This is a genomic window from Streptomyces sp. NPDC007084 (genome assembly GCF_040703595.1).
In the GTDB taxonomy this organism is placed as follows: Bacteria; Actinomycetota; Actinomycetes; order Streptomycetales; family Streptomycetaceae; genus Streptomyces.
Window position 1 is genome coordinate 1 of record NZ_JBEYFY010000005.1, and the last position, 15843, is coordinate 15843.

12 protein-coding genes are annotated in these 15843 nt (G+C 72.7%); 2 read left to right on the forward strand and 10 right to left on the reverse strand.

The window, feature by feature from the left end; all coding sequences use genetic code 11:
- Window positions 1-116 precede the first annotated feature (116 nt).
- The gene (msrA, locus tag AB0912_RS06485; RefSeq protein ID WP_366696826.1) at window positions 117-629 is read right to left on the reverse strand and encodes a peptide-methionine (S)-S-oxide reductase MsrA; all 513 of its coding nucleotides are present in this window, start codon (window positions 627-629) and stop codon (window positions 117-119) included.
- Between the two features lie 294 nt (window positions 630-923).
- On the opposite strand from msrA, the gene AB0912_RS06490 reads away from it, so the two are divergent.
- Window positions 924-1739 (forward strand): alpha/beta fold hydrolase, encoded by an 816-nt coding sequence (locus tag AB0912_RS06490; protein WP_366696827.1) that lies wholly within the window; start codon window positions 924-926, stop codon window positions 1737-1739.
- 96 nt (window positions 1740-1835) lie between these two features.
- On the opposite strand, the gene AB0912_RS06495 is transcribed toward AB0912_RS06490, so the two are convergent.
- From AB0912_RS06495 to AB0912_RS06535, 9 genes are all read right to left on the reverse strand, one after another.
- A complete protein-coding gene (locus tag AB0912_RS06495) occupies window positions 1836-4163 on the reverse strand; it encodes a family 43 glycosylhydrolase (RefSeq protein WP_366696828.1) in 2328 nt (775 codons plus the stop codon).
- A 16-nt stretch (window positions 4164-4179) separates the two neighbouring features.
- Complete coding sequence (locus AB0912_RS06500) at window positions 4180-5631, reverse strand: sulfatase-like hydrolase/transferase (protein WP_366696829.1); 1452 nt, start codon at window positions 5629-5631, stop codon at window positions 4180-4182.
- Entirely contained in the window at window positions 5628-6611 is a 984-nt protein-coding gene (locus AB0912_RS06505; RefSeq protein ID WP_366696830.1) for an aliphatic sulfonate ABC transporter substrate-binding protein, read from the reverse strand. The genes AB0912_RS06500 and AB0912_RS06505 overlap by 4 nt, the downstream gene beginning before the upstream one ends.
- A 101-nt stretch (window positions 6612-6712) precedes the next feature.
- Window positions 6713-7504 (reverse strand): ABC transporter ATP-binding protein, encoded by a 792-nt coding sequence (locus AB0912_RS06510; protein WP_366696831.1) that lies wholly within the window; start codon window positions 7502-7504, stop codon window positions 6713-6715.
- Window positions 7501-8307, reverse strand: a complete 807-nt coding sequence (locus AB0912_RS06515) for an ABC transporter permease (RefSeq protein WP_366696832.1) — start codon at window positions 8305-8307, stop codon at window positions 7501-7503. Before AB0912_RS06515 ends, AB0912_RS06510 begins: the two co-directional genes overlap by 4 nt.
- Before the next feature lie 31 nt (window positions 8308-8338).
- A complete protein-coding gene (locus tag AB0912_RS06520; RefSeq protein ID WP_366696833.1) occupies window positions 8339-9559 on the reverse strand; it encodes an ROK family transcriptional regulator in 1221 nt (406 codons plus the stop codon).
- A gap of 198 nt (window positions 9560-9757) precedes the next feature.
- Window positions 9758-10591 (reverse strand): formylglycine-generating enzyme family protein, encoded by an 834-nt coding sequence (locus tag AB0912_RS06525; RefSeq protein ID WP_366697032.1) that lies wholly within the window; start codon window positions 10589-10591, stop codon window positions 9758-9760.
- A gap of 337 nt (window positions 10592-10928) precedes the next feature.
- Complete coding sequence (locus tag AB0912_RS06530) at window positions 10929-11654, reverse strand: ATP-binding protein (protein ID WP_366696834.1); 726 nt, start codon at window positions 11652-11654, stop codon at window positions 10929-10931.
- A gap of 363 nt (window positions 11655-12017) precedes the next feature.
- Window positions 12018-13712 carry a sigma-70 family RNA polymerase sigma factor gene (locus AB0912_RS06535; RefSeq protein WP_366696835.1) on the reverse strand — a complete coding sequence of 565 codons (1695 nt, stop codon included), beginning with the start codon at window positions 13710-13712 and terminating at the stop codon, window positions 12018-12020.
- A 449-nt stretch (window positions 13713-14161) separates the two neighbouring features.
- On the opposite strand from AB0912_RS06535, the gene AB0912_RS06540 reads away from it, so the two are divergent.
- The gene (locus AB0912_RS06540) at window positions 14162-15577 is read left to right on the forward strand and encodes a DEAD/DEAH box helicase (RefSeq protein WP_366696836.1); all 1416 of its coding nucleotides are present in this window, start codon (window positions 14162-14164) and stop codon (window positions 15575-15577) included.
- The last annotated feature ends 266 nt before the right edge of the window (window positions 15578-15843 follow it).

The following is a 15843-nucleotide window of genomic DNA, read 5'->3' on the forward strand; positions in this document are numbered from 1 at the left end:
TGACCCCCTGCCCGCGGCCGTCGGCCCCGGACCCCCCACCCCGCCGGTCCCCCGCGCGCCCTACGCGCCCCGGCCACACCCCCCCGCCCCGGGCGGCGCGGGGGCTTCTCGCCGGCTCAGGCCTCGGCTCGCTTCGGGAGCCGCCAGTTCGGGCGGACGAAGTGGCAGGTGTACCCGTCGGGGTACCGCTGGAGGTAGTCCTGGTGCTCCGGCTCCGCCTCCCAGAAGGGACCGGCCGGCACGACCTCGGTGACGACCTTGCCCGGCCACAGTCCGGAGGCGTCGACGTCGGCGATGGTGTCCTCGGCGACGCGCTTCTGCTCGTCGTCGAAGTAGAAGATCGCGGACCGGTAGCTGAGACCGATGTCGTTGCCCTGCCGGTTCTTCGTGGACGGGTCGTGGATCTGAAAGAAGTACTCCAGGATCGTCCGGTAGTCGGTCTTCGTGGGGTCGAAGGTGATCTCGATCGCCTCGGCGTGCGTGCCGTGGTTGCGGTACGTCGCGTTCGGGACGTCGCCTCCGGTGTATCCCACCCGGGTGTCCAGGACACCCGGGAAGGTCCTGATCAGTTCCTGCACACCCCAGAAGCAGCCGCCCGCCAGCAGCGCCTTCTCCTCGTTCCGGCTCATCGCACACACCCTTCTTCCGACTCTTGCAAAAGGCTCGCACAGCTGCCGTCGCGCGCACCCCGGCGGTTCGTCTCCCCCACCGCCGCGCCGACACGGCCACCGCTCTGCACAAGGCTCCGGACGCGCGCGAAATTCCCGGTCGGAGGCGCGCGGGCACCCCGGTCCCGCGGTCCCCGGGGGCCGCGCCACGCTCCGGGCGCCCTGTGCGACGGCATCGGGCGGCCCGGCGGCCCAACACCGCTTCTCCCGGGGGACTTTGAGACGGCCCGACGATCTTGGGGCTAGGGTTTCGGCATGAGTTCACTGGTTGTGCGCGGCGTGACGATCCACTACGACGACTCCGGCCCGGCGGCCGGACTGCCCGTGCTGCTGATCCACGGGCACCCCTTCAACCGGACCCTGTGGGCGCCCCAGACGGCCGCGCTCGTCGCGGCCGGTCACCGGGTCGTCACCCCCGACCTGCGCGGTTACGGCGACAGCGGGGTCCAGGAGGGCACCGTGCGCCTCGGCGACTTCGCCGACGACCTCATAGCCCTCCTCGGCCACCTCGGCATCGACCGGGCGGTGGTCGGCGGCGTGTCGATGGGCGGCCAGATCGCCCTGGAGACGCAGCGCCGCCACCCCGGCCGGGTACGCGCTCTCGTGCTGTCGGACACCTCGGCGCCGGCCGAGACCGACGAGGGGAAGGCGGTCCGCAACCGTATGGCCGACCGGCTCCTGGCCGAGGGGATGGACGGCTACGCGGACGAGGTCATCGGCAAGATGCTCGCCTCGTACAACGTCACCGCCCTGCCCGAGGTGGCCGCGCACGTCCTCGGCATGATGCGCTCCACCGATCCCCGGGGCGCGGCGGCGGCGCTGCGCGGGCGGGCCGAGCGGCCGGACTACCGCGACACGCTGGCCGCCGTCCGCTCCCCCGTCCTGATCGTCGTCGGCGCCGACGACGAGTTCACCCCGGTCGCGGAGGCGGAGGCGATGCGCGCGCTCGTACCGCACGCGGTCCTGACCGTAATCGACGGCGCCGGCCACCTCCCGGGCGTCGAGCAGCCGGACCGGTTCAACGCCGCCTTGCTGGACTTCCTCGCGACCGAGGTGACCGGCGCGGGGTGAGCGGGGCGGGGTGAGAGGCCCGGCGTGAGCGGTGCGGGACGCCGCAGCGGCCCGCGTCCCTCGTGAGGGCGGGCCGCCCCGGGCCGGACGTCCGGGTCAGGGGGTGGCGGAGTAGGCGTAGGCGCGCACGTAGTCGAAACGGGCCGTGGCGCCGGCCGTGTTGAGGGAGACGAGCCCGATCCGCAGGGCCTGTTCCCGGGGCAGCGACCACACGCCCGTCCACGTCCAGTGCACCCCGTCGGTGCTGGTGGCGGCCCGCACCTCGTGTTCGTCACCCGCGGTGTCGGCGTGATACGCGAGGCGCATCCAGAGCGTGTCGGTGGCGGGACCCCCGAACATCGGACCGTAGGCGAGCGCGGTCGGCGATGTGGTGGTGGGCCGGGCGCCCTCCTTGGCGAACTCGGTGACGTGGGTGACCTTGCCCGCGGTGTGGCTCAGCGGCAGCACGGCGTGGACGAGCTTGAAGTACCGGTCGTCGTTGCCGTAGAGGACGAGTCCCGCCTGCTGGTTGCCGGGCCCGTTCGCCAGGCGCAGCCGGGTCTCCACGAGGAAGTCGCCGGCCGGCGCGTCCCGGGTGAGGACGGCGGCCGTATTGGTGCCGAGGTTCAGCTCGGCGTTCTGGGTGGGCCAGGACAGGGCGCCGTCGCCGGTCGAGACCCCTGCGGCCGGACCCCGCACCCACGACCAGGCCGGGGACAGCGCCGCCGTGTCGAACTCGTCGCTGTAGGCGGGCAGCGGCGTTCCGGGCGCGGGGTCGGCGACGCGGTGGGTGACCGGTGTGTACAGGGGCGCCGCGCCGACGTTGTCGGCCGCCGCTCCGGGGCCCTGGGCGGCCACGCCGACCTTGCCGGCCCGGGCCGCCGCGGCGGGGAGGGTACGGGTCTGGGTGGCGACGGCGTCGTGCAGCCGGTCGGCGCTGACCTCGACGGTGAGCCGGGTGCCGCGCAGTTCGGCGGCGACGTTGCGCCACGCGGTCCACTGGAAGCCGGACGGCAGCGCCGTGACCTGCTCCCCGGCACTGGCGCCGTTCACGCGGACATCGGTGACCAGGGCGTTGCGGTCGCGGTCGAGCCAGGCCACGACGTGGTTGCCGGTGTCCTGGTAGGCGAGGACCAGGCCCGCCGCGCCGCCCGCGCTCGTCACCCTGAGGTCGGCCTCGGCGCGGGCCTGCGCGGGGGCCTGGGCGGAGGTGACCAGATAGCCGGGGCCGGTACTCGACGCGTGGCTGACGAAGGTGCCGGAGTCCTGGTCGGTGGCCGTGCTCCAGCCCGCGGTGCCGGAGCCCTGCGCCTGCCACGCGCCGAGCGAGCCGTCGTTGAAGGTGGAACCGGCCGTCCAGGTCGTCACCGGGGCCTGCTGCGGGGTCGAGGAGGGGCCGGCGCCGGCCCGCAGGACGGGCCAGCCGTCGATCCAGTCGAGCCGGTCGATCGCCATGGGGCGCCGGCTGAGGGTGCGGTCGATGCCGGGTACGGGGGCGAGGTCGGGGTTGTCCGCGGGGATGGCGTGGTAGACGAGCCAGTCCTGGCCGGACAGATCGGTCTGCAGGGCGTTGTGGCCGGGGCCGATCCAGCGGTCGCTGCCGCCGACGACGATGCCGCCGTTGCTGACCGGGGACATCAGGTCGACGCCCCGGTCGTCGGTGAAGGGGCCGGTCGGGCTGGTGGCGCGGCCCACCTTCACCTGGTAGCCGCTGTAGGCGCCGTCGCAGCAGCCGGCGTCCGAGTAGAAGAGGTAGTAGTAGCCCTCGCGCCGGACGACGAAGCCGCCTTCGACCCGGCGTCCCTGCGCGACCTGGGTGACCGGGCCCTCGACGCGGGTGCGGTCGCCGTTCAGCCGGGCGACGCAGATGGTGTCGTAGCTGCCCCAGTACAGGTAGGGCCGGCCGCCGACGTCGGTGAACTGGGCCTCGTCGATGTCGCCGGTGGCGCAGCCGCTGTCGGCGGGCAGCACCGCGCCGCCGTCGGTCCAGGGTCCGGTGGGGGTGGGCGCGGTGGCCACGCCGACGGTGTCCTTGTCCGGCACCGAGTAGAAGAGGTTGTAGTGGCCGTCGGTGTAGCGGATGTCGGGTGCCCAGAGGCGGGAGCCGCCGTGCCAGGCGGGCTGGTTCTGCGGGGTGAAGACCTCGCCCGCGTACGTCCAGTGGGTGAGGTCGGCGGACTTCAGGACGGGCAGGATCCGTTCGGCCGTCTGGCCCTTGCTCTGGAAGACGGGGTTCTCGGTTCCGTAGGCGTACCAGTAGCCGTCCTTGCCGCGGATCATGGACGGGTCGGGGAAGGTGTCGACGGTGCCGGCGGTCACGGGGTTGGTGTAGGTGGCGGTCGCCGTGCCGGCGGCGGTGGCGGTGCCGGCGGGCGGGAGCACCGCGAGGAGGAGGCCGGCGAGGGCGGCGGCGACGGCCGCGGTGCGGTTCGTTCTTCGGTTCACGGTCGGCGGGACCTCTCTACTCGAAGGAACTCAGCGTCGGGTCGTAGTCGGAGGCACCGATGTCGAACATGGGCGTCATCCAGTGGTAGAAGTTGTCGCCGCGTTCGCGCAGCAGGTCGTAGAGCCGGCGCAGCATCCGCCGTCGTACGGGGGCGAGTTCGGGGTGCGGGTAGCGGTTGGCGAGTTCGTGCGGGTCGGCTTCGAGGTCGTACAGCTCGTTGACGGACTCGGGGTTGACGACGAGCTTGTAGCGGTCCTCGCGGAGCATCCGCTGCGGGTAGGGGAAGTGGTGGCCGTGGAACTCGGCCAGCAGCTCCGCGGGCCAGTCGGGGTGTTCGCCGCGGACGAGGGGCAGCAGGCTGCGGCTGTCGGTTGCGGGGGCGGTGTCGCAGCCGGCCAGGTCGAGGATGGTGGCCGTGCAGTCGGTGAGGCTGACGAACTCGTCGCGTACCTGGGGCTGTTGGCCGGGGACGCGGAGGATGCCGGGGATGCGGTAGATGTCCTCGTACATCGCGGGGCCCTTGTCGTGCAGCCGGTGGGCGCCGGTGAACTCGCCGTGGTCGGCGGTGAAGAAGACGGAGGTGTCGTCGGCGAGGCCGAGTTCGTCCAGCCGGGTGAGGATGCGGCCGATCTGCTCGTCGACCAGGGTGACGTATCCCCAGTAGACGGCGATGAGTTTGCGGGTGACCTCCAGCGGCATGGTGTCGAAGGTCCAGTGGGCGCTGTAGTTGCGCTGGACGGGGGGTTTGCCCTCGAAGGTCTCGGCGATCGACGCGGGCAGCTCGACGAGTTCGGGGTCGTACATGTCGTAGTAGGCGTCGGGGAGCAGGTAGGGCAGGTGGGGTCCGAAGAAGTGGGCGGCGAGGTAGAAGGGGCGGCCGTCGGCGGCGAACTTGTCGAGTTGCTCGATGGCCCGGGTGGCGAGGTAGTGCTCGAAGGTGGCCTCGGCCGGCTGCTGGAGGCGGGCCGCGAGCAGGTTTCCCGGGTTGCCGTTGGGGGTGGTGCCGCGGACGGGGTCGGTGATGCGGTACGGCGGCAGCCCCCGTTCCGCCAGGTACGCCTGGTAGTCGGGGTGGTCGACGGGGTTGTGCCAGCCGGGCAGGTCGGGGCCCTCGAAGCCGTAGGAGGCGGCGTTGCGGCGGGTGCCGACGTGCCACTTGCCGACGAGGCCGAGCTGGTAGTCGCGTTCGGCGAGCGCGCCGGGGAACGTGAAGGCGTCCTCGCGGAGGTCCTCCAGATAGCCGACGTTGCGTTCGTAGTTGGCGAGGAGCCGGTGCCGGAAGGGGGCCTGGCCGGTGAGCAGGCTGGCGCGGGCGGGGGTGCAGATGGCGGTCGGGGTGTAGAAGCGGTCGAAGCGGGTTCCGGTGGCGGCGAGCCGGTCCAGGTGGGGGGTGGACACGTGCGGGTTGCCGTAGCAGCCCAGCGTGTCCACCCGGTGCTGGTCGGTCATCAGGAACAGCAGGTTCACGAGGCGGCCTTGGTGTAGGCGGCGCCCGCGTAGTAGGTGTCCGCCGCGGGGGCCTTCTTGAGCTGGCCGGTGCGGACGAAGAAGTCCGTCATGCCGTCGAGCCAGGTGGCGACGGTGCCGTCCTTGGTCTTGGCGGCGAGTTCGGCGGTGGTGAGCGCCTTGACGTGGCTCGCGTCCGCCGTGACCTTGTCCTGGGGGACCTTGAGCAGCTTCGCGGTGAGGGCGACCGCCTCCTCGGGGTGGGCCGCCCGCCAGTCGTTGGCCTCCTGGAGCACCTTGACGACCTTGGCGTCGGTGGCCGCGTCCGCCTTGGGTCCGGTGACGAAGGCGGTGGGGAACGATCCGCCGATGTCCTCGGTGCTCGCCACCTCGACCAGGCCGGGGACCTTCTGCTTGATGGTGTCGATCAGCGGGTAGTTGATGCCGGCGCCGTCGATCTGCCCGGAGGAGAAGGCGGAGACGATGGTGGGCGCGTCCATGGCGACCTTCTTGATGTCGTCCATGGTCATCCCGGCCTTCTGCAGCGCGAGGTTGAGGATCATCTCCCCGGAGGTGCCTTCCGGCACGCCGACCTTCTTGCCCTTGAGGTCCGCCATGGACCTGATGCCGGGCTTGGCGATCACGCGGTCGGCGTAGGTGAGGGTGTTGACGGCGATGATGCGGGCCTTGCCCGAGGCGGGGAGCCAGATCGCGCCGGGGCCGATGTAGCCGTAGTCGAGGTCGCCGCTGCCGAGCGCCTGGATCTGGATGGGTCCGTTGACGAACGTCTTGTACGAGGCGGAGAGGCCGTGCTTCTTCCACAGGCCGCGTTCGTCGGCGATGGCGAGGAGGCTGGCGCCGTTGTAGTCGGCTATGTAGCCGAACCGCACCTTGGTCACGCCGTCGCCGCTGTCGCTGTCGTCGGAGGAGCAGGCGGACACGGAGAGCGCGAGGGCGGTGGCGGAGAGTGACGCCAGGAAGGTGCGTCGGGACATGCTCATGACAGGCGGGCCTTTCGGGGCGGGGTGTGCTGTGCGGGACTGCGGGGGCTGGGAGCGCCGTAGGGCTAACAGGGCCTAAGGGCACGGTTGGTGACGGGTAATCAGACCGCCGGGTTCTGGTGGTACACGGCGTGCCAGACCTCGTTGCGGAGGCGGGCGAACTCGGGTGACAGCCGCACGTCCTCGGTGCGCGGATAGGGCAGGTCCACGTCGATGATCCGGTGGACGCGGCCCGGCCGCGCGGCCATCACGACGACGCGTCCGGCCAGGTAGACGGCTTCGTCGACGTCGTGGGTGATGAACAGGACGGTCCTGCGCTCGCGGGTCCAGGTGCGCAGGAGCTGGTCCTGGAGCTGGACGCGGGTCAGCGCGTCCAGCGCTCCGAACGGCTCGTCCATCAGCAGGACTTCGGGATCGACCGCGTAGGCCCGGGCGATCGCGCAGCGCTGCTTCATGCCCCCGGAGAGGGTCTTGGGCAGGGCGTCGGCGAAGTCGGTGAGTCCGACCAGTTCGATCGCGTGGTCGGCCTTGCGGCGGCGCTCGGCGGCGGAGAGCGAGGTGAGCTTGAGACCGAACTCGACGTTGCCGCGGACCGTGAGCCAGGGGAAGAGGGCGTACTGCTGGAAGATGACCCCGCGTTCCGGTCCGGGGCCGCGCACCGGCTCCCCGTCCACCAGGACGTGCCCGGTGCTCGGCGCGGACAGACCGGCGGCCATGTTCAGCAGGGTGGACTTGCCGCAGCCCGAGGGGCCGACGACGGTGACGAACTCCCGGTCGGCCACGTCCAGGGACACCCGGTCGAGCGCGGTGAACTCCCCTGACGCGAGAGGGAAGTTCTTCCCCACCTCACGGAAGGAGATCTTGGTCTTGGTGAGGGTGGTCGCGTCGGTCATCGTCGCTCCTGCCAGGCCGTCAGATGGCGTTCCGCCCAGAGCAGCAGCCGGTCCATCACCAGTCCGATCAGCCCGATGGTGATCAGTCCGACGAAGATCGTCGGCAGGTCGTAGTAGGTCTGCGCGTGCATCATCTCGTAGCCGAGGCCCTTGTCCGCGGCGATGAGTTCGGCGGCGACGACCGTCGCCCAGGACGCGCCGAGCCCGATGCGCATCCCGACGAGCAGGAAGGGTGACGCGGCCGGGACCACCACCTTGAGGAAGATCACGCGGTCGCGGGCGCCCAGCACCCGGGCGGCGTTGATCAGCGTGGCGTCCACGCCGACCACGCCCTGGAACGCGGCGACCACGCTGGAGAGGAAGGCGGCCAGGAAGATGACGAACACCTTCGGGGTCTCGCCGATCCCCATGAGCACGATGGCCAGCGGGATGATCGCCAGCGGCGGCACGGTCCGGAAGAACTGCACATACGGTTCGAGCAGGGCGCGGGCGACCGGGTACCAGCCCATCAGGAAGCCCACCGGCACGGCGAGCAGGGTGCCGAGCGCGAAGCCGAGGAACACCCGCCGCAGGCTGGCCAGCGCGTCGTCCGCCAGGGTGCCGTCGCGCAGCATCTCGGCGGCGCGGGAGGCGACCGAGAGCGGCCCGGGGATGTCGACCAGGTGGGCCGTGGTGGCCAGGCCCCACACGGCGACGCCGAAGACGAGCGCCGCGAGGTTCAGCAGCAGTGGCCGTACGGTGCGGCGCTCCCGGCGCGGCGCGGCGGCCGGGGGCGTCTTGTCGGGGGCGGTGATCACGGCCATGTCGGCCTCGGCGAGAGGGGGGCGGTCACGTTCACTCCACGGATTCCGGTGCGGGGTAGCGGGTCAGCAGGGGCGACTCGTGCAGGACGAGCGCGATGGCGCCGAGCGCGCCCGCGACCTCGCCGAGCACGGCGGCCCGCAGGTCGAGGAGCGGCCGGGACACCGGCATGAGGTGGGCGGACAGGGCGCGTTCGACGGGTCCGAGGAGCGCGGGTCCCGCGGCGGCCAGTTCGCCGCCGAGCACCGTGACCTCCGGCCCGAGCGCGTTGCACACGGCGGCCAGGACGGTGCCCACCCGGGTGCCCGCCGCGTCGAGCACCCGGCGCGCGTCGGGATCGTCGGGGAGGGCGGCGAGGAAGGAGGGCAGGTCGGCGGCGGTGGGGTGGGCGTCGAGCACGGCGCCGATGGAGGCGACCGTCTCCAGGCAGCCGCGTTTACCGCAGGAGCAGGGTCCGCCGTCGGGGTCGGCGGTGATGTGTCCGAGTTCGCCGGACAGCCCGTGGGCGCCCCGGTGCAGGGCGCCGCCGACGACGAGTCCGCCGCCCACGCCGTGCGACAGCCGTACGTACAGCACGTCCTGGACGCCGGCGGCGGCGCCCCAGGTGGCTTCGGCCAGCGCGGCGAGCCGGGTGTTGTTGTCGAGGAGGACGGGGACACCGAAGCGTTTGCGCAGCAGCACCGCCAGGTCGGCGTGACTGCCGGCGGCCTCCGCCCGGGCCGTGAACTCGCCTTCTTGCGCGACCAGTTCACCCGTCCCGGCCCGCTGTGCGCGCCGTTCGCCGACCGGGCCCACAACGCCCACGCCGATGCCGCTCAGCGCCCCGAGCCGCAGCCGGCCGCCGGCCAGTTCGCCGACCAGCCGTTCCGCGAGGGCGACGCGTTCCTCCCGGCCGAGGTCAGCGGCGTGCGGGGCGCTCGCGGAGCCGATGACCTCGTGCGCGAGGTTGACGGCGGCGACGTGCACGGCACGCCGGGCGAAGTCGATGCCGATCGCCTGCCCCGCGCCCGGGTGCAGGCTCAGCGCGTCCACCGGCCGCCCGCGACGGCGTTCGGCTGCGGCGGGCGGGGTGGCCACGATGGCGCCGGCGTCCACGAGCACGGTGACGATGTCGTAGAGCGTGGTGCGGGACAGACCGCTCAGCCGCCCGAGTTCGCCCCTGCTGAGCGGCCCGTGCGTGCGCAGCAGGCGCAGGACGAGTTCCTCGTGGCCCCGGCGCAGCCGTGCCAGCGGGCCGTCGTGGTCGTGTGGCATGAGGCACAGGATGGAAGCGGCGCACTTTTACGTCAACAGCCCGGAAAAAAGATTGGCCACTGCCCCGGGCCGGTCCGAGGGGGCAACTTCGCAGGTCAGCCTGGGTGCGGGGACTGCTGGCCGGTCCGGTGAGCCTTCACGAGGCTGCAATGTTCCGGTGCCGGTCGGCCGCCCGGCACCGGGGTTCCGGCCGGTTCGTCAGGCGTCCCACACACAGCGGAAGCCGAGGTTGCCGGTGCTGCTGTCGGGGGTGTTCGCGGTGCGGGCGGCCACGCGATAGCGGTTGCAGTAGGAGTGGTGGCACAGGTAGGAGCCGCCGCGCATGACGCGGGAGGTGCCCTTGGAGGGGCCTTTGGGGTTGGTGCGCGGACGCGGGGAGTGCCGCGTGCCCCACCGGTCGGCGCACCACTCCCAGACGTTCCCGGAGGTGTTGTGGAGGCCGTACCCGTTGGGCTCGAAGGCGTCCACGGGCGCGGTCCCCCGGTAGCCGTCCTCGGCCGTGTTCTTGGTGGGGAAGCTGCCCTGCCAGATGTTGCAGCGGTGCCGGCCGTCGGGGGTGAGTTCGTCGCCCCAGGGGTAGCGGCGCTGTTCGAGTCCGCCGCGCGCCGCGTACTCCCACTCCGCCTCGGTGGGCAGTCGCCCGCCGGCCCAACGGCAGTACGCCGCCGCGTCGTTCCAGGAGACGTGGACGACGGGGTGGTCCGGGCGGTCGGCGACGGAGCTGCCCGGCCCCTCGGGGCTGTGCCACGCGGCGTCCTGGACGCCGCACCACCAGGGCGTCTGGGGCGGGCGGGCCGCGCCGCGCCGGAGTGCTGCGGGCAGGAACCCGGCGAACACGTAGGACCAGCCGAACCGTTCGGCCTCGGTGACGTGTCCGGTGGCCTCGACGAACCGGGCGAAGCGGGCGTTGGTCACCGCGTGGGCGTCGATGCGGAACGGTGAGACGGTGACTTCGCGTACCGGGCCTTCGCCGTCCTCGGGGAAGCCGTCCGTGTCGCGCGTGCCCATCAGGAAGATGCCGCCGTCGAGCAGGACGCTCGCCGCACGGTCGTGCCCGGGGGGCGTGGGGTCCGGGTCCTCGGGGCGAGGGGTGGAATGGGTGAGGGCGTCCTCGGCGCGAGGGGTGGAATGGGTGAGGGCGGGGTGTCGCGGGCCCGTGGGGTGCCCGGCGTCGTCGCTCCGGCGGCGCCCGTCGGATTGCTCGGTGTCGGCGTCCCGGCGGCGCCCGTCGGATTGCTCGGCGTCGGCGTCCCGGCGGCTGCCCACGGTGAGCGGCAGGGCCTGGCCGGTGTCGCGCCGGTCGGCCGCCGGCGTGCAACATCCTCTGGAATCCGCCTCGTTCACCGGGCCTCCCGCCAAGAAGTGATCATCACTTGGAGGCTACGGCACCGGTCGCGTCCCACTCCGCCAGGGGATCTTCTCCCGCGTCCACCGCCGCGCCCAGGTCCAGGTCAAGGTCAAGGTCCGGCTCCACGTCCACGTCCGGGGGCGTCATCGGCATCTCGAACCACATGGTCTTGCCGGTGGCCGTGCGGGTGCTCCCCCAGGACTCGGCGAGGAGATCGAGCAGTTCCGTGCCCCGGCCGCCTTCGGCGTCGGCGTCGACGACGCGGCGCACCGGGCCGGTGGGGTCGGTGTCCTCGACCTCGCACCGCAGATGCGGGCCGCGTCCGCACAGGTTCAGCCGCAGGGGGCCGCGGGTGTGCCGCAGCGCGTTGGTGACCAGCTCGCTGACCAGCAGTTCGGCGGTGTCGGTGAGGTCTTCGAGGTTCCAGTCGCCCAGTTGCGCGGTCACCAGTCGGCGGGCCCGGCCCGCCGAGGTCAGCTCACGCGGCAGGGGCCAGGAGGCGTCCCAGACGGTGGCGCAGCCGCGGGGGGCGTCGAGCGGTCGCAGGGGTTGCAGGGTGCGGGACCAGAGAGCCTGGTTGCGGGTGAGCCAGGTGGCCGGTCGCGCCTGCGCGGACCGGTCCGGCTCCTGGGCGGGGATCGCTCCGCCGTCGCCGGTCGTCTCCTGGGATCGGGATCGGAGACGGGAGAACCGGCCGAAGCGTCCGCGACGGGAGACCGTCGCGGGGCCTATGGCCCAGGGGGCCATAAAAATCAGTCCCTTCTGAACTGCTGGCGTTCGCGGCACCCGGGCCGCGGAGGTCCGCCGCCGGCGCGGGGCGGGAGGAGGGTGGTGCGGGAGAAGACCGAGGGCGCGTTCACGCGGTGGGCGCTGTTTACAGATATACAGGAAGCGCCCGCCAGAGTGAATATTCGCATCAACAGTATTTAACCAGACATAGGGAATCTGTCAGGCCCCGCGCCGGATTCTCTTGGATTCCCGCTCCCCCACGCCCCTGACCAGGAAGAACGACGTATTCACCCGGTTCGGATCATGAACGCCCCGCAGGACGCACCCCTACGGGGCGCCCGGTAGGACAGGGCTCGCCCCGGGGAAGCCCCCCCCGGGGCGTCACAGCTTGGCGCCGAAGTCCTGGGTCCACCACGGGCCGCCCGAGCCCTTGTGCACGCCGACGCCGATGTTCTTGAACGAGCAGTTCAGGATGTTCGCGCGGTGACCGGGGCTGTTCATCCAGGAGTCCATCACCGCCGCCGGGGTCTGCTGGCCCCGGGCGATGTTCTCGCCGTACGTGGACCAGCGGTAACCCGCCGCGGTGATGCGCTCGCCGGGGTCCTCGCCGTCGGGGTTGCTGTGGTCGAAGAAGTCCCGCGCGGCCATGTCCGCGGAGTGGTTCAGCGCCGCCTCCTCCAGCTCCGGGTCCTCGGTGACCGGGCCGCAGCCGGCGGCCGCCCGTTCCTGGTTCACCAGGGCGACCACCTGGTCCACGGTCCCCGCCGGGGCGGGCTGGGCCCTGGGGACGGCGGAGGCGGCCGGGGCCGGCGGCGCCGAGGTGGCGGGGGCGGGCGCGCTCGGCCGCGGGGGGCGGGAGGTCTTCTTGGACGGCTTGGGCTTCTTGGCGGTCTTCGACGCGGACGGCGAGGGTGACGGGGACGCCGAGGCGGAGGGCGAGGCCGAGGTGGCGTCGGCGCCGGGGGCCGAGAGGTCCATGACGGGGTCGTCCGCCGTACGGGCGGTGGTCGACCGGTCGTCCGGGGTACCGGAGTCGATCGCGAAGTACCAGAGCCCTCCGCCGGCCACGCACACCGCGATGACGGCGCCCCCGAGGGCGCGCCGCCGGGCGCGGCGGCGCCTGCGGGCTTCGAGACGGGAGGCCGAACCGCCGCGCGGGGCCCGGCGCCCGGCCGTCCCGGCATGCGCGCCGCCGCGGCTCCCGTGGCCCCCGCCTCCGTGGTCTCCACCCCCGTGGCTCCCGCCGTCCTCCGGCCGGGTGGCCGATCCGGCGGCCACCATGCCGTCGGGGCCGGTCCGCAGGGCCGCGAGCAGCCCCGGGGACACCGCGATCAGCGCCAGGCCGGCGAGCAGTCCCTCGGCGGGCATCAAGCCGTTCCAGAGCCCGGCGCAGCGGACGCAGCCGCGCGCGTGCCGGGCTATTCGCTTGCGCCACAGCGCCGACGGCCGGCCGTCCCAGGAGGCGATCACACCGTGCAGCTCGGCGCAGGACGGCTGGGCGTCGAGGGCCCGTACGACCACCCGCGCCGTTTCGAGCTGGGCCTTCATGCGCTGCACCTGGACCGCCGTGTGCTGCGGGGAAAGTTCCAGGGCGTCGGCGACCTCGGTCCGGGTCAGCTCGCCCGCGCACTCCAGCCACCACAGGGAGAGCACGGCGCGGTCGTCCGGCTCCAGCCAGCGGGTGGCGAGCGCGGTCTCCCGGCGCTGGCCGGAGAGCTGGAGCTGCCACATGGTCAGGTCCACGAAGTCGGCGCCCGGGTCCGCGAGGTGCTCGGCCTCCTCGACACCGCCCGGGGCGAGCTGCCGGTCCTGCCAGTGCGCCCTGACCTGGTTCATCGCGATCGCCACGAGCCAGGAGCGGAAGTTCTCCGGAGTGCGCAGTCCGTCGAGGCCGTCCAGGGCGCGGAGCATGGTGTTCTGCACGACGTCGTCTACGTCGACCGAGCCGTTCAGCGCGCGCCCCACGACGTTGTAGACCAGCGGGAGGTACGCGCCCACCAGGGCGTCCTGAGCCCGCGAGTCGCCCGCCCGGGCGGCGGTGACCAGTGCCGGGTCCACTCCGTGCTGTCCCCTCATGAAAACTTCCCTGTCCTCGACTCCGAACGATGCTGCCGTCACATGGGAGACCGCCCCCAGAGCCCCGGATAACAGTTCTTCGGAGACTCGTTCCGGCAGACACTCGCCGCCCCGGCCCGCCGCCCGCAATGGAAGGGGTCACATCCGGGCGCCCTGTCGCGAAAGGGCGGGTGGGTATGGCGTTCTTGCCCGGATTGCACCACGAGCGGCCGGGGCACCGCGCCCTGTGGGCGGCCGGACGGAGGACCGCGACAGACCGCCGGAGTGGAGGGCAACGAAAGGACCGGAGGGCGAGGGAGCAGGAGCGGGAGCGGAGGGTGGAGGCGGTGGACCGGGAGGCGGCCGGGCGCCCGCTGGTAAAATGGGGGCACGCTTCGTCGCCGCCGGGGTCCGTACCAAGGGGTACGGACCCCGGCGCGTTTCGGGCGTCGGACTGAGGAAGGTTCCCTATGAACGCGAAGCCCCCGGCTTCTGGACGGCCCCGCAACGGCGAGCGGCGGCCGGCGACCGCCCCGCGCGGTGAGGTCGCGACCCCGCGGACGGTCTCCCCCGGGCTGCCGCCGGTCACGTCCTTCGGGGAGCTGGGGCTGCCCGCCGAACTGCTGGCGACGCTGACCGGCCTCGGTGTGACGGAACCCTTCCCGGTCCAGGCGGCGACGCTGCCGAACGCGCTCGCCGGACGCGACGTCCTCGGCCGGGCGCGCACCGGCTCCGGCAAGACGCTGGCGTTCGGGCTGGCCCTGCTCGCCCGGACGGCGGGACGGCGGGCGGAGTCCAAGCGTCCGCTGGCCCTGGTGCTGGTGCCGACGCGGGAACTCGCCCAGCAGGTGAGCGACGCCCTCACGCCGTACGCCCGGACGCTGGACCTGCGGCTCGCGACCGTGGTCGGCGGCCTGTCGATCAACCGGCAGCAGGCGCTGCTGCGCACCGGCGTGGAGGTGCTCATCGCGACGCCGGGGCGCCTGACGGACCTGGTCTCGCGCCGGGACTGCCATCTGAACCAGGTGCGGATCACGGTCCTCGACGAGGCCGACCAGATGTGCGACCTGGGGTTTCTGCCGCAGGTCTCGGAGATCCTGGACCAGGTGCGCCCCGACGGCCAGCGGCTGCTGTTCTCGGCCACCCTGGACCGTAACGTCGACCAGCTCGTCCGCGACCACCTGCACGACCCGGTGCTCGCGTCGGTCGACAAGGCGGCGGCCTCGGTCACCACGATGGAACACCATGTGCTGAACATCCACGGTGCCGACAAGTACGCGACGGCGACCGAGATCGCCGCGCGGGACGGCCGGGTGCTGATGTTCCTGGACACCAAGGCCGGCGTGGACCAGTTCACCCGCCATCTGCGGGCCAGCGGCATCCGGGCCTCGGCCCTGCACAGCGGGAAGTCGCAGCCGCAGCGCACGCACACGCTCGGCCAGTTCAAGAACGGTGAGGTCACCGTGCTGGTGGCCACCAACGTCGCCGCGCGCGGCATTCACATCGACGACCTCGACCTCGTCGTCAACGTGGATCCGCCGGCCGACGCCAAGGACTACCTCCACCGGGGCGGGCGCACCGCGCGGGCCGGCGAGTCCGGGCGTGTGGTCACCCTGGTCACCCCGAACCAGCGGCGCGAGGTGAACCGGATGATGTCCGAGGCCGGGATCCGGCCGACGGTCACCCAGGTGCGGTCGGGTGAGGCGGCACTGACCTCTATCACCGGGGCCAAGCGCCCGCCGACCGAGACCAGGAAGACCGGCAACGCCCCCTTCCGGGGCATCGGCACCACCCCGGGCCGGCCGGCCAAGGAGTCCCGCAAGGCGGCGGACGCCCGGAAGGCGGCGGAGGCCCGCGCGGCGGCCCGGGTGCGCAAGAGCCGCTGACCCCGGGGTCCACGGCAGGTTCCACGACGGCCCCACGACGGTCCCACGTCGGCCACACGACGGTTCTACGGCGGTCCCGCGACGAGACGGCGCGCCGCGCGGTCGCCGGACCGACGCTCCCGCATGCCTTGTGCGCCCCCGCCTGTGCCCCTGCGCGCTCGGAGGAGAAGGTGCGAGCGGTGTGAGCACCGCTCGCGCTGTCGGCGAGGGACGCTGAGGGCGGGCCTCGGGTTTTGCCATCGGTCGATTATTTGCGGTTCTCTGTA